This window comes from Streptomyces virginiae (assembly GCF_040638905.1).
GTDB classification, from domain to species: domain Bacteria; phylum Actinomycetota; class Actinomycetes; order Streptomycetales; family Streptomycetaceae; genus Streptomyces; species Streptomyces virginiae_B.
Genome location: NZ_JBEZYV010000028.1, coordinates 1 through 13,021 on the forward strand (window position 1 = coordinate 1; position 13,021 = coordinate 13,021).

At 69.4% G+C, this 13,021-nt stretch carries 11 protein-coding genes; 4 read left to right on the plus strand and 7 right to left on the minus strand.

Annotated elements, in window-relative coordinates; translation table 11 throughout:
- Window positions 1-88: 88 nt before the first annotated feature.
- The 5 genes from AB0F82_RS28830 to AB0F82_RS28850 form a co-directional block, all read right to left on the minus strand.
- A complete protein-coding gene (locus AB0F82_RS28830) occupies window positions 89-250 on the minus strand; it encodes a hypothetical protein (protein WP_157854831.1) in 162 nt (53 codons plus the stop codon).
- A gap of 51 nt (window positions 251-301) precedes the next feature.
- Complete coding sequence (locus AB0F82_RS28835) at window positions 302-811, minus strand: hypothetical protein (RefSeq protein ID WP_362632551.1); 510 nt, start codon at window positions 809-811, stop codon at window positions 302-304.
- Between the two features lie 441 nt (window positions 812-1,252).
- Entirely contained in the window at window positions 1,253-1,894 is a 642-nt protein-coding gene (locus tag AB0F82_RS28840) for a hypothetical protein (RefSeq protein ID WP_362632553.1), read from the minus strand.
- A gap of 233 nt (window positions 1,895-2,127) precedes the next feature.
- A complete protein-coding gene (locus tag AB0F82_RS28845) occupies window positions 2,128-3,657 on the minus strand; it encodes a helix-turn-helix domain-containing protein (protein ID WP_030651535.1) in 1,530 nt (509 codons plus the stop codon).
- A gap of 467 nt (window positions 3,658-4,124) precedes the next feature.
- The gene (locus AB0F82_RS28850) at window positions 4,125-4,961 is read right to left on the minus strand and encodes a transglutaminase domain-containing protein (protein WP_362632555.1); all 837 of its coding nucleotides are present in this window, start codon (window positions 4,959-4,961) and stop codon (window positions 4,125-4,127) included.
- A 364-nt stretch (window positions 4,962-5,325) separates the two neighbouring features.
- Here AB0F82_RS28850 and acnA point away from each other — a divergent pair, with 364 nt between their 5' ends.
- The 4 genes from acnA (at window position 5,326) to AB0F82_RS28870 (ending at window position 11,719) form a co-directional block, all read left to right on the plus strand.
- A complete protein-coding gene (gene acnA, locus AB0F82_RS28855; RefSeq protein WP_356812589.1) occupies window positions 5,326-8,043 on the plus strand; it encodes an aconitate hydratase AcnA in 2,718 nt (905 codons plus the stop codon).
- A gap of 324 nt (window positions 8,044-8,367) precedes the next feature.
- On the plus strand, window positions 8,368-9,792 hold the full coding sequence (gene ngcE, locus AB0F82_RS28860; protein ID WP_390078485.1) for an N-acetylglucosamine/diacetylchitobiose ABC transporter substrate-binding protein: 1,425 nt from the start codon (window positions 8,368-8,370) through the stop codon (window positions 9,790-9,792).
- A gap of 42 nt (window positions 9,793-9,834) precedes the next feature.
- Window positions 9,835-10,779 (plus strand): carbohydrate ABC transporter permease, encoded by a 945-nt coding sequence (locus tag AB0F82_RS28865; protein ID WP_356812578.1) that lies wholly within the window; start codon window positions 9,835-9,837, stop codon window positions 10,777-10,779.
- A 13-nt stretch (window positions 10,780-10,792) separates the two neighbouring features.
- Complete coding sequence (locus AB0F82_RS28870; RefSeq protein ID WP_356812576.1) at window positions 10,793-11,719, plus strand: carbohydrate ABC transporter permease; 927 nt, start codon at window positions 10,793-10,795, stop codon at window positions 11,717-11,719.
- A 15-nt stretch (window positions 11,720-11,734) separates the two neighbouring features.
- On the opposite strand, the gene AB0F82_RS28875 is transcribed toward AB0F82_RS28870, so the two are convergent.
- Together AB0F82_RS28875 and AB0F82_RS28880 are read right to left on the minus strand one after the other, a co-directional pair.
- Window positions 11,735-12,340, minus strand: coding sequence for a hypothetical protein (locus tag AB0F82_RS28875; RefSeq protein ID WP_362632558.1), 606 nt, complete (start codon window positions 12,338-12,340; stop codon window positions 11,735-11,737).
- Entirely contained in the window at window positions 12,292-12,612 is a 321-nt protein-coding gene (locus tag AB0F82_RS28880; protein WP_362632560.1) for a hypothetical protein, read from the minus strand. Before AB0F82_RS28880 ends, AB0F82_RS28875 begins: the two co-directional genes overlap by 49 nt.
- Window positions 12,613-13,021 lie beyond the last annotated feature (409 nt).

Below are 13,021 nucleotides of genomic sequence, written 5' to 3' on the forward strand. Positions count from 1 at the left end.
TTTCGCCATCCCGCCTCCCCACGCTGCTTGGAGAACTCATTTCCAACCAGCACAACGAGCAACCCGGCGAACCTTCCCGGTCACAGCACTAGGCGCTGTCGAGGATGCTGCCGACCGTTTCCGTGATGCGGTGCTTCCACTTGTGCCGGCGGTTGCAGTACTGGCGCGGGAACCAGCGCCGCTCCTGCGGTATCTGCCGGTTGCACCACTTGCACAGCACCGTGCGGCCCCTGCTCGCGAAATCCCCCATACCGTGACTCTAGCTGCTGTGACCTGTGCTTCAGGCGTGAGGGGGAACGGGTCAGTAGCCCCAGCGCTGACCGACGCTGCTGTCCTGACGGCAGTGGATCGCGCGGCCGTTGGCGTCGCGTCCGGAACTTCCGATGTCGGCCTTTCTGCATATCTGGCCGGCTCTGTAGCAGTTCCCCGCGTTGGAGAGCGGGTAACAGGTGCTGATTTCCTGGGCCTTGGTGGGCTCGGGAGCCGGTGCCGCCGTACGGGTTCGCGTCGGAGCGGGAGGTGCGGGGGCGGGCTTGGTGGCGGCAGGGGCCTGCGTCGTGGGCCGGGGGGCCGGTGCAGCGGTGGTGGGGTCGGCGCTCGCCGTGGGGCTGGCGCTCGGGCTCGGGGAGGTGGGCGCCGCCGAGGGGGTGGCGCCGACCGTGGTGGCGACGCTCGTGCTCGCACTCGGGGCGACGGCGCCGGTGGCGCTCGGGTCGCACGCGCCAATCAGCAGCACGGCGGTGACGGCGGCGAGGGCGCCCCCGTAACGCCTGTTGAGGGTGTTCTTGATGCCGGGCGGACGCATGGCCATCGGTGGCTCCTGGATGGAGGGGACACTTGGGATGGCGAGCAAGATACTCGGCAAGTTGAAGCTTGTACGGGTTAATGCAGAAATTCGAGACGGTGTACGACGACCGCGGGCTCGCGCCCCGGACGCGGGCATGGTCTGGTCATGGCGGCGAGGCTGCGCGCGCCAACGCTTCAATGGTGCCCGTGGAACCCCGAGAGAAGCGGGAGTGCGCGGCGGGCAACCACCGCGTCGGCACGGCTTCCGCGGGGCGAGTGCACCTGTGCAGCCCCCTGCTCCCCACCCCCCCCCGGCGTGGACCGTGCGGGTCAGCGACGCCGGCGGCGACAGTTGGTGGGCCGCCTGCGCGGATCAGCCGCCGCATCCACGGTGCTCTCGCCCGACGCCACCGACTGAGAGGCACACGGCTCCGAAGGCCCGACGCGCCTCCCGTGTTTCAGCAGCTCAGGAGTTCCCGGCTCTTCCGACCAGGCCGGTCGCTATGAGTTCCTTGGTCCTCGCGACTGCTTCCGCAAGCTCGGGGTGCCGGCCCGCGGGCGGGAAGAAGTCGACCGCGCCGACCGCGCCGTGGTTCGCCCACAGGCAGGTGGTCATGGGGAAGGTCTCCCAGACGTTCTTCTGGCAGGTGATCGCGGCCGTCTTGGTGGTGACCGTCTGCGCCTCGCCGACCAGGGTGCGCTCGGCGTCCTCCGCCAAAGATTTGCTGTACACGGTCTTGACGGTCGTGAGCGGGTCCGGAACGGCTCCGTAGAGGTCGTACTCGGCCGCGATGTGAGGGACCGCCACCGTCCGCCCTCCGATGGCAAGACTGATCCTGTCCGGTCCGTGGCAGACGTAGTCCTCGGAGCCGTTCTCCCCTTTGAACTCGGGCAGGGACTCGTCCTCGTGGGCGTTGAGCCCGTACCGGATCGAGCCGCGCTTGCGGTCGCACGTCATGTTCTGGACCGTCGGCACCTGGGACTTGTCGTACCGGATACCGGTGTCCTTGCCGAGCAACTCCGACTCCGGCCCCGATGCGTCGCCGGCGCACCCCACAAGCAGCAGAGCCAGCCCCGCGGCCCCCACTGCGACTTTCCCTCCGCGCACGCTCGCGCCCCCTCGCTGCTCACACCGTCTGATGATCGAACTTCGAAACCATAGGTGAGCAACGCCGGTCGTCCGGCATCCCGTGGGGGAGGGCGGGGCTGTACGCACCTCATGCCCGGCAGCCGGGCGCGAGCGCGAAGGGCCGTCGACGGGGTCTTCCGCGGGGCGGAGACACCGGCGACGGCCCACAGGCGGCCCAGCAGGACGTGAGTCCGTCCTGACCTGCGGCGTACTTAAATGTCGCGGAAGATCTCGATCTGGGCGCCCACCGAGTTGAGGCGTTCGGCCAGTTCCTCGTAGCCGCGGTTGATCACGTAGACGTTGCGCAGCACCGAGGTGCCCTCGGCCGCCATCATCGCGAGGAGGACGACCACCGCCGGGCGCAGGGCCGGCGGGCACATCATCTCCGCGGCGCGCCAGCGGGTGGGGCCCTCGACCAGGACGCGGTGGGGGTCCAGCAGCTGGAGGCGGCCGCCCAGGCGGTTCAGGTCCGTCAGATAGATGGCGCGGTTGTCGTACACCCAGTCGTGGATGAGGGTCTGGCCCTGGGCGACGGCGGCGATGGCCGCGAAGAAGGGGACGTTGTCGATGTTCAGCCCCGGGAAGGGCATCGGGTGGATCTTGTCGATCGGAGCCTCGAGCTTCGAGGGGCGGACCGTCAGGTCCACGAGCCGGGTGCGGCCGTTGTCCGCCGTGTACTCCGCCGAGCGGTCGTGGTCGAGGCCCATCTCCTCCAGCACCGCGAGCTCGATCTCCATGAACTCGATCGGTACCCGGCGGATCGTCAGCTCCGACTCCGTGACGACCGCGGCGGCCAGCAGGCTCATCGCCTCGACCGGGTCCTCGGAAGGGGAGTAGTCCACGTCCACGTCGATGTTCGGGACGCCGTGGACGGTGAGGGTGGTGGTGCCGACGCCCTCGACCTTGACGCCCAGCGCCTCCAGGAAGAAGCACAGGTCCTGGACCATGTAGTTGGACGAGGCGTTGCGGATGACGGTGACACCGTCGTGCCGGGCGGCCGCCAGCAGCGCGTTCTCGGTGACGGTGTCCCCGCGCTCGGTCAGCACGATGGGGCGGTCGGGGGAGACCCCCGCCGCGACCTTCGCGTGGTAGATGCCCTCGGTCGCGGTGATGTCCAGGCCGAAGCGGCGCAGGGCGATCATGTGCGGCTCGATGGTGCGGGTGCCGAGGTCGCAGCCGCCCGCGTACGGCAGACGGAAGGTCTCCATCCGGTGCAGCAGCGGGCCCAGGAACATGATGATGCTCCGGGTCCGGCGGGCCGCGTCCGCGTCCATGGCCTCCATGTCGAGGCGGGCCGGCGGTACCAGCTCCAGGTCCACACCGTCGTTGATCCAGCGGCTGCGGACGCCGATGGAGTTCAGGACCTCCAGCAGGCGGTAGACCTCCTCGATGCGGGCCACCCGCCGAAGTACCGTACGGCCCTTGTTGAGCAGCGAGGCGCAGAGCAGGGCGACGCACGCGTTCTTGCTCGTCTTGACGTCGATGGCGCCGGACAGCCGGCGGCCGCCCACTACGCGCAGGTGCATCGGGCCGGCGTAGCCCAGGGAGACGATCTCGCTGTCGAGAGCTTCACCGATTCGGGCGATCATCTCAAGGCTGATGTTCTGGTTGCCGCGCTCGATCCGGTTCACTGCGCTCTGGCTGGTGCCGAGAGCGTCGGCGAGCTGACTCTGTGTCCAGCCCCGGTGCTGACGGGCGTCACGGATGAGCTTGCCGATGCGTACGAGGTAGTCGTCTGCCATGGGGGAACCGTATCTCAGATATGAGATGACTCCTGCGTCGGGTGTGGCAGACGGGTGTGTTGGACGGCGTGTCGTCGCGCGCTCCCGCGTGTTACTGACCGTCAGGTTCCTGGCGGGGCGCCGCCGTACGCGTGGTGCGGCTGCGGGCCCCGGGGTCCCCCGGCCCGGCGCCTCGGCGACCGAACGCTGTGCGTGCGTGGAGGCCTGCCGCGGCAGTCGGCCGCGCAATTGGCGTAGTTCGCGCAGTGGGCGTAGCTCGCGCAGTCGGGCGGGAATATCGCCCGCGCCCGCTGGTGTCGGACGAGTACTCGCCCGACGAGTACCCGCCTGCCGCATGTATCCGGTTCGAGGTGATACGTACCCCCGAAGGGCCCGCCGACATCGTCGCTTGCGCCTGCGCCCGCGCCCACGCCCTCGCCACGCCCTCGCCGAGCGAACGCCGAAGCGCCCGGGCCGCGCCGTACCGCCTACGCCGCTCCGCGGCGCCCCAGGACCGGTTCCGCCACCAGCCTGGCCAGGCCGCACAAGGTCTGGCCGTGCCGCGCGAAGAGTTCGTCGCGCGAGTCGTAGTGGCCGAGGTCGGTCAGGACGTATGCCGACAGGTCGCACGCCGCGCCCGCTGCGGCCCCCGCTCCGGGACCCGTGCTCGGGCAGGCGGCCGGTGCGGCGCCCCAGTCGATCGCCGTCCGCGACAGCGCCTCGAAGAGGGTCTCCGATCCGGCGTTGGTGAAGCCCCCGCCCTGCTCGGCGGCCACCGGGCGCAGCCCGCCGAGGAGTTCGGACACCGTCAGCCAGGACGCGGGAGCCCCGGCCGCCCCCGCCGGGCTTCCGAGCCGGAACTCCGGCCAGGCCAGCAGTACCTGGTCCGGGACGATCCGGCGCAGCCGCGGGAACCGCGGGTACCAGAACGAGCCGTCCACCAGCAGGCCGTGCACCCGCGTGGGCACCCCGTACGCGCGTGCCACCGCCTCCAGCACGGCCAGCCGCTGGCTGCACGACCCCCGGCCCCGGCGCAGCACCTCCGAGACCGGCCGCCCGTCCTGCACGGAGTACACCGGCCGGACGGCCCGGGAGATCCACGTATGGACGCGGTGCAGGGACTCGACCTGCCGCCCGGCGTCCGCCCCGCCCACCGACCCCGCCGCGTCCGCCGGCCCCGTGCCCAGCTCGCGCACCAGTGCGGCGACCCGGGGGTGCCGCCAGTCCAGGATCCGGGTCGGGGCGGTGCTCCCCGCCGCCGCCCCGCCGGACGCCCTTGTGCCCGTACGGGTCCGACCCCGCGGTCTGAGCAGTGAGCTCGTCATGGACGGCGTCCTTTCGTAGGGCCCTCCCCCGAGGGCTGGACGCATCCTGACAGAAAATCTGAACACGTTCAATGCCGGGTCCGTGCCCGTCCGCACGCATCCGAGCTGCCCCCTGGAAGTGGGATCAGGGCATGCCGAAGTGCCCCTCCCGGCCCCTCGCCCCTCCGGGCGCGGGTGCGTGCCTCGTCGTCGCACCCGGACATGTACTAGAGTTATCTCGACATCGAGATATCTGCCGAAGGCGTACCGCAGCCGCCCCCGCTGGTAAGGGTTACCTAACTTAGCCTTACCTCAGCGGATTGGCCAAGGGGCGTGGCGGCAGGATGCGGTTATACGCGCGAATTCATGCATGAAGGAGACTGTCGTGTCGGCGAACAGCTTCGACGCCCGCAGCACGCTGCAGGTGGGCGACGAGTCGTACGAGATCTTCCGGCTGGACAAGGTCGAGGGCTCCGCCCGCCTGCCCTACAGCCTGAAGGTGCTGCTGGAGAACCTGCTCCGCACCGAGGACGGCGCGAACATCACCGCCGACCACATCCGGGCGCTGGGTGGCTGGGACTCCCAGGCCCAGCCCAGCCAGGAGATCCAGTTCACGCCGGCCCGCGTGATCATGCAGGACTTCACCGGCGTCCCCTGCGTCGTGGACCTCGCCACGATGCGCGAGGCCGTGAAGGCCCTCGGTGGCGACCCGGCGAAGATCAACCCGCTCTCGCCCGCCGAGATGGTCATCGACCACTCGGTCATCGCCGACAAGTTCGGCACGAAGGACGCCTTCGCGCAGAACGTCGAGCTGGAGTACGGCCGCAACAAGGAGCGCTACCAGTTCCTGCGCTGGGGCCAGACCGCCTTCGACGACTTCAAGGTCGTCCCCCCGGGCACCGGCATCGTCCACCAGGTCAACATCGAGCACCTGGCCCGCACGATCATGGTCCGTAACGGCCAGGCGTACCCCGACACCCTCGTCGGCACCGACTCGCACACCACCATGGTCAACGGCCTCGGCGTGCTGGGCTGGGGCGTCGGCGGCATCGAGGCCGAGGCCGCGATGCTCGGCCAGCCGGTCTCCATGCTGATCCCGCGCGTCGTCGGCTTCAAGCTGACCGGCGAGCTGCCCACCGGCACCACCGCCACCGACCTGGTGCTGACCATCACCGAGATGCTGCGCAAGCACGGTGTCGTCGGCAAGTTCGTCGAGTTCTACGGTGAGGGCGTCGCCGCCACCTCCCTCGCGAACCGCGCCACCATCGGCAACATGTCGCCGGAGTTCGGCTCCACCGCCGCGATCTTCCCGATCGACGGCGAGACCCTGAAGTACCTGCGCCTGACGGGCCGCGACGCCCAGCAGGTCGCGCTCGTCGAGGCGTACGCCAAGGAGCAGGGCCTGTGGCTGGACCCGGCCGCCGAGCCGGACTTCTCCGAGAAGCTGGAGCTCGACCTCTCCACGGTCGTCCCCTCCATCGCCGGCCCGAAGCGCCCGCAGGACCGCATCGTCCTCGCCAACGCCGCCGAGCAGTTCGCCCAGGACGTGCGCAACTACGTCGACGACGTGGACGAGGCGGGCAAGGAGTCCTTCCCGGCCTCCGACGCGCCGGCGAACCACCCGAACGGCGCCCCGTCCAAGCCCACCCCGGTCACCCTGGCCGACGGCACCTCCTTCGAGATCGACCACGGCGCCGTCACCGTCGCCGCGATCACCTCCTGCACCAACACCTCGAACCCCTACGTCATGGTGGCCGCGGCCCTCGTGGCCAAGAAGGCGGTCGAGAAGGGCCTGACCCGCAAGCCGTGGGTCAAGACCACCCTGGCCCCGGGCTCGAAGGTCGTCACCGACTACTTCGACAAGGCCGGCCTGACCCCGTACCTCGACAAGATGGGCTTCAACCTCGTCGGGTACGGCTGCACCACCTGCATCGGCAACTCCGGTCCGCTGGACGAGGAGATCTCGAAGGCGATCAACGAGCACGACCTCGCGGTCACCTCGGTGCTCTCCGGCAACCGCAACTTCGAGGGCCGGATCAACCCCGACGTCAAGATGAACTACCTGGCCTCCCCGCCGCTGGTCGTCGCGTACGCCATCGCGGGCTCCATGAAGGTGGACATCACCACCGAGGCCATCGGCATTGACACCGAGGGCAAGCCGGTCTTCCTCAAGGACATCTGGCCCTCGGAGGCCGAGGTCAACGACGTCGTGGCGAACGCCATCGGCGAGGACATGTTCAGCAAGTCCTACAGCGACGTCTTCGCGGGCGACGCCCAGTGGCAGGCGCTGTCGATCCCGACCGGCAACACCTTCGAGTGGGACCCGCAGTCCACCTACGTCCGCAAGCCCCCTTACTTCGAGGGCATGACGATGGAGACCACCCCGGTCTCCGACATCACCGGCGCCCGCGTGCTGGCGAAGCTGGGCGACTCGGTCACCACCGACCACATCTCCCCGGCGGGTGCGATCAAGGCAGACACCCCGGCCGGCAAGTACCTCACCGAGCACGGCGTCGAGCGCCGCGACTTCAACTCGTACGGTTCCCGCCGCGGCAACCACGAGGTCATGATCCGCGGTACGTTCGCGAACATCCGCCTGCGCAACCAGATCGCGCCGGGCACCGAGGGCGGCTTCACCCGCGACTTCACCGTCGAGGGCGCCCCGGTCTCCTTCATCTACGACGCCTCGCAGAACTACCAGGCCGCCGGCATCCCGCTGGTCATCCTGGCCGGCAAGGAGTACGGCTCCGGCTCGTCCCGCGACTGGGCCGCCAAGGGCACCGCGCTGCTCGGCGTCAAGGCCGTCATCGCCGAGTCCTACGAGCGCATCCACCGCTCCAACCTGATCGGCATGGGCGTCCTGCCCCTGCAGTTCCCCGAGGGCGCCACCGCGGCCTCGCTGGGCCTCACCGGCGAGGAGACCTTCTCCTTCACCGGTGTGGAGGAGCTGAACAACGGCACCACCCCGCGCACCGTCAAGGTGACCACCGACACCGGTGTGGAGTTCGACGCGGTCGTCCGCATCGACACGCCGGGTGAGGCCGACTACTACCGCAACGGCGGCATCATGCAGTACGTCCTGCGGAACCTCATCCGCGGCTAAGGGCGCGCCAGGCGGAGCGATCCGCCCTCTGTCGGCACCATAGGGCCGTACCCCTCTCAAGGGGGTGCGGCCCTTCCGCTTTTTTTGCGGCGGCGGTCTCAGGTGACGGACAGGTCTCAACTCGGAAAAGCCGGGGACGATCCTTGTGCACGATCTTGCTCAGCCGAGCGGAAGTGGACTATACCTGTGCCCGTCCGGGGCCACTGCGTGACGAGCGGCTCCGGGCCGGGGGATGCCGGGGGACCTGCGGTGATGCCCGCATGCACGGCAACTGCCGCGATTTCCGGCCTCCTTCACACTCCTGACGAAGGCGAGGACATGAGCATGGGATCCACTGGTGAGGGCTTCGGCCGCCGTGATCTGATCAAGCGTTCCGCAGCGCTCGGACTGATCAGCGTGCCGACGATGAGCTTCCTGTCCGCCTGCGCCTCCGGCGGGGGGGACACCACGAAGGGCCCCGACAAGGGGGTCGTGTCCAAGGAGAACCCCTTCGGCGTCGCCAAGGGCGGCACGATGGACGTCGTCGTCTTCAAGGGCGGCTTCGGCGACGACTACGCGAAGGCCTGGGAGGCCGCCTTCGACAAGAAGTGGGGCACCACCAGCTCCCACCTCGGCACCCAGGAGATCACCGGAAAGCTCCAGACCCGCTTCAACGGCGGCAACCCGCCGGACGTCGTCGACAACTCCGGCGCCCAGAGGATCAAGCTGGACGTGCTCTTCAAGAGCAACCAGCTCGCCGACCTCACCCCGGTGCTCGACGCGCCCTCGCTCGACGACCCCGCCAAGACCGTCCGCGACACGCTCATCGCGGGCACCGTCGAACAGGGCACGCAGGGCGGCAAGTTCGTCTCGCTGAACTACGTCTACACGGTCTACGGCTTCTGGTACTCCGGGAAGCTCTTCAAGGAGAAGGGCTGGGCGCCGCCCAAGACCTGGGACGAGTTCCTCGCGGTGTGCGCGAAGGCGAAGGAGGCCGGCCTCGGCGGCCTCGCCCACCAGGGCAAGTACCCGTACTACATCAACGTCGTCATCATGGACCTGATCGCCAAGAAGGGCGGTCTGGAGGCCATGAAGGCCGTCGACAACCTGGAGCCGAACGCCTTCGAGGGCAACGCGGCCGCCCTCGCCGCCGTCGAGGCGGTCTACGAGGTCGTCGAGAAGGACCTGCTCCTCCCGGGCACGAACGGCCTGACCCACACCGAGTCCCAGACCGCCTGGAACCAGTACAAGGCCGCCTTCATCCCCTCCGGCTCCTGGCTGGAGAACGAGCAGCTCAAGCAGACGCCCGAAGACTTCGACATGCAGTTCCTGCCGGTCCCCCCGCTCGCCGACAGCAAGCTGCCCTTCGAGGCGATCCGGGCCGGCGCCGGCGAACCCTTCATCGTCCCGGAGAAGGCCGCCAACAAAGCCGGCGGCCTGGAGTTCATCCGTTCGATGCTGTCGCGCGAATGGTCGACCATCTTCGCCCAGCAGGCCAACTCGCTCACCGTGGTCAAGGACGGCGTGGACCCGGGCGTGAAACTGCGGCCCGGCACCCAGTCGGCGGTCACCGCCCTCAAGGCGGCGGGAACGAACACCTTCAACTACCTTTATCCCGACTGGTACAGCGAGATGGACACGGCGATCCAGGACGCCTCCAACGAGCTCATGGCCAAGCGGATTCAGCCGAAGGAGTGGATCAAGCGGGCCCAGGCGGCGGTCAACAAGGCGGCGCAGGATCCCAACGCCAAGAACAACCGTCGCAGCTGACAACGCGCCCCACCGGTCACCGGCACACCAGGGACGGACACCATGAGCCAAGTAGTCCAGGGCAGGGGACGGGCCGGCTTCGTCGCCGGCTTCCTCCTCGCACCCCTCGCGCTGTATCTGACCTTCGTCATCTGGCCGTACGTACAGACGTTCGGCTACTCCTTCACCAACTGGACGGGCCAGTCGCCGACCTTCGACTTCGTCGGCGTCGAGAACTACTCCGCCCTGATGAAGGACGAGGTCTTCCGCGGAGCCCTCTGGAACAACCTGCTGCTCCTGGTGTTCGTCCCCGTGGTCACCATCCTGCTCGCCCTCTTCTTCGCCTTCATGGTGAACGCGGGCGGACGGGGCGGGGCCGGCGGGGTGCAGGGCGTGGCCGGCTCGCGCCTGTACAAGGTCGTCTACTTCTTCCCGCAGGTTCTTTCCCTCGCGATCCTCGCCGTGCTCTTCGGCGCCGTGTACCGCACCGACGAGGGGGGTCTGCTCAACGGCGTCCTCATCCGGCTCGGTGTCGTCGACCGGCTCCATCCCATCGAATGGCTGAACGAGCCGAGGCTCGTCCTGTGGTGCCTGCTCCTCGTGGTGGTCTGGCACGGCGTGGGCTTCTACCTCGTCCTGTTCTCCGCCGCCATGCAATCCGTCCCCAAGGACATCTACGAGGCGGCCCTCCTCGACGGGGCGGGGCGCGCCCAGACCTTCTTCAAGGTCACCCTGCCCCTGCTGTGGGACTCCGTGCAGACCTCCGCGGTCTACCTGGGCATCGCCGCCATGGACATGTTCGTCCTGGTGTCGACCATGACCTCGGGCCAGTTCGGCGGCGGCCCCGACCACCACAGCGAGGTCATGGCCACGGTCCTGATGAGGAACTTCCTCTACTTCGGCAAGAGCGGGTACGCCTGCGCCATGGGCGTGGTCATGCTCGTCCTCACCATGATCCTTTCCGTCATCACGCTGCGCGCCACCCGCCGCGAGCGCATCGAGTTCTGAGCGGGAGACCGTCATGACCACAGTGATCAAGGCTCCGGGCGAATCCGCTGCGGAGCGGTCCGGGGGAGCCGGCCCCGGCGGGGAACGGGGCGGCGGACGCTCCGAGGGCATGGTCCTCAACGTCTTCTCCCACGGCTTCCTCGTCGTCTGGGCCGTACTGATCGTGCTGCCGCTGATCTGGCTGGCGCTCGGCTCCTTCAAGACCGACGCGCAGATCGGCGGCTCCGCCCTCAGCTGGCCGGCGAACTGGAACTTCGACGCGTTCGGCAGGGCCTGGGACAAGGGCATCGGCGACTACTTCGCCAACACCCTCGTGGTGATGGTGTTCTCCGTGCCGCTGACGATGCTGCTCGGCTCGATGGCGGCGTACGTCCTGGCCCGCTACCCCTTCCCGGGCAACCGGTTCATCTACTACTTCTTCGTCAGCGGGGCGATGTTCCCCGTCTTCCTCGCGCTCGTCCCGCTGTTCTTCATGGTCAAGCGGTTCGACATGCTGAACACGTACCAGGGCCTGATCCTCGTCTACGTGGCGTACTCGATGCCGTTCACCGTCTTCTTCATGCACTCGTTCTTCCGCACGCTGCCGACGGCGGTGCACGAGGCGGCGGTGATCGACGGCGCCTCCGACACCCGGATCTTCTTCCAGGTGATGGTGCCGATGGCCAAGCCCGGCCTGATCAGCGTCGGGATCTTCAACGTCCTGGGCCAGTGGAACCAGTACATCCTGCCCTCCGTGCTGATGCAGCCCCAGACCGGGTCGGACCCCGAGCGCTACCTGCTCACCCAGGGCCTGATCCAGCTCCAGCAGCAGCAGGGCTACGAGACCGACCTGCCCGTGCTCTTCGCCGGTGTGACCATCGCGATGATCCCGATGCTGGTGGTCTACCTCTCCTTCCAGCGGCAGATCCAGGCGGGCCTCACCTCGGCGACGCTGAAGTAGCGGCCCGGCCCGGCGTCAGGTGCGGTCCGAGACCTTCCGCAGCTGGTACAGCCTCCTGGAATCCGGGTCGCCGATCTCCTGCTGGATCCGGGGCTGCCGGGCGGTGCCGCCGACGCTCCAGGCGGGCCAGGTGCACCCCGGGACGTCCACGCGGACCCTCTGCGCCCAGACGCCACGGCCGCTCCCGTAGGCCCAGGTACCGGAGCCCGAGCAGCTCGGCGACGGGCCGCCGCCGGGGTGGTCGAAGGCGCTGCGCCCGCCGACGCCCGAGGCGGTGACCCGGCCGTCCGGGGTGAAGGCGAGGGTGTTGCCCGTGTGGTCGATCCAGCTGCCGGTCATGGTCCGCGGCCCGATCCGAGGCGGCTCGTAGGCGGGCAGCAGACCGACGGCGAGTCCCAGTGCGCCGACCAGGCCCGTCCCCGCCACCACCGCCGAGCCCCACACCGCCACCCGGCGGGTCAGCCCCTCGCCCCGGGGCAGGGCGATCAGCGCGCCCAGGGAGATCGAGGCCGTGGCCGAGGCCCAGAAGACCAGCGTGGGGCGCGTCTGCGCGTCGTTGTAGGTCGCGAAGATCAGGACGGGCGGCGCCGGCAGGGCCGCCACCACAGCGGGGCCGGCCACCACGCCACGCGCCCGCCGAGCCCCCGGGCGAGGAGGTCGGCCAGCGCGACCGCGGGCAGCACGAAGACCAGCGAGAGCAGGAACGAGGCGACGCCGACGAGGGGTGCGGCGGCGGCCGGGGCCCCCGTGATGCGGCCGTAGTCGGGGGGAGTGTCCGGCGGCGGCTGCGTGCGCACGTACAGCAGGACCACCACGACGGCGAGCGCGACCTCCAGGCACCCCACCAGCGTCGAGACCACCAGGACGCGGCCGTACGACCGTTTCCGCTGCATGCGCGATCCCCCTCCGGGCACGGCGGACCGGCGCGTCGGCCCGGCCGGCGAAGACCCCGACCCATACCGCCAGTCGGACTGAACGTGTTCAATTCATCTCCCGCGGGTACTTTCCCCGCCGCGGCTGCCTCGCGGAGCCGAGCGGTCACGGACACAGCCGTCCGGTCACGCGGAAGGGGGAATGCGCGATGGACGCAGCGGGAGCGCGCGGGCAGTGGTACGCCGCTGCCGTGCGGCTCGGGGGAAGGGCGGCCGATCGGCCCGGTCGGCGGGTCAGCCGGTTGGTCGACGGCGGGTCACACCGTCATGGCAGGCGCCGGTCCGGCCGGAAGGGCCGCGGGGGACCGGCGCCTCGGCGACCATAACGCGATCCGGTGGGCGAATCCCTCCCTCTTCCAGCCGATTGGTC

Bases quoted from the DNA above. Each gene is read 5' to 3' on its own strand.
- AB0F82_RS28830 (WP_157854831.1), bottom strand. From the start codon at position 250: ATGGGGGATTTCGCGAGCAGGGGCCGCACGGTGCTGTGCAAGTGGTGC.
- AB0F82_RS28835 (WP_362632551.1), bottom strand. From the start codon at position 811: ATGGCCATGCGTCCGCCCGGCATCAAGAACACCCTCAACAGGCGTTAC.
- AB0F82_RS28845 (WP_030651535.1), bottom strand. From the start codon at position 3,657: ATGGCAGACGACTACCTCGTACGCATCGGCAAGCTCATCCGTGACGCC.
- AB0F82_RS28850 (WP_362632555.1), bottom strand. From the start codon at position 4,961: ATGACGAGCTCACTGCTCAGACCGCGGGGTCGGACCCGTACGGGCACA.
- ngcE (WP_390078485.1), top strand. From the start codon at position 8,368: ATGGGATCCACTGGTGAGGGCTTCGGCCGCCGTGATCTGATCAAGCGT.
- AB0F82_RS28865 (WP_356812578.1), top strand. From the start codon at position 9,835: ATGAGCCAAGTAGTCCAGGGCAGGGGACGGGCCGGCTTCGTCGCCGGC.
- AB0F82_RS28870 (WP_356812576.1), top strand. From the start codon at position 10,793: ATGACCACAGTGATCAAGGCTCCGGGCGAATCCGCTGCGGAGCGGTCC.
- AB0F82_RS28880 (WP_362632560.1), bottom strand. From the start codon at position 12,612: ATGCAGCGGAAACGGTCGTACGGCCGCGTCCTGGTGGTCTCGACGCTG.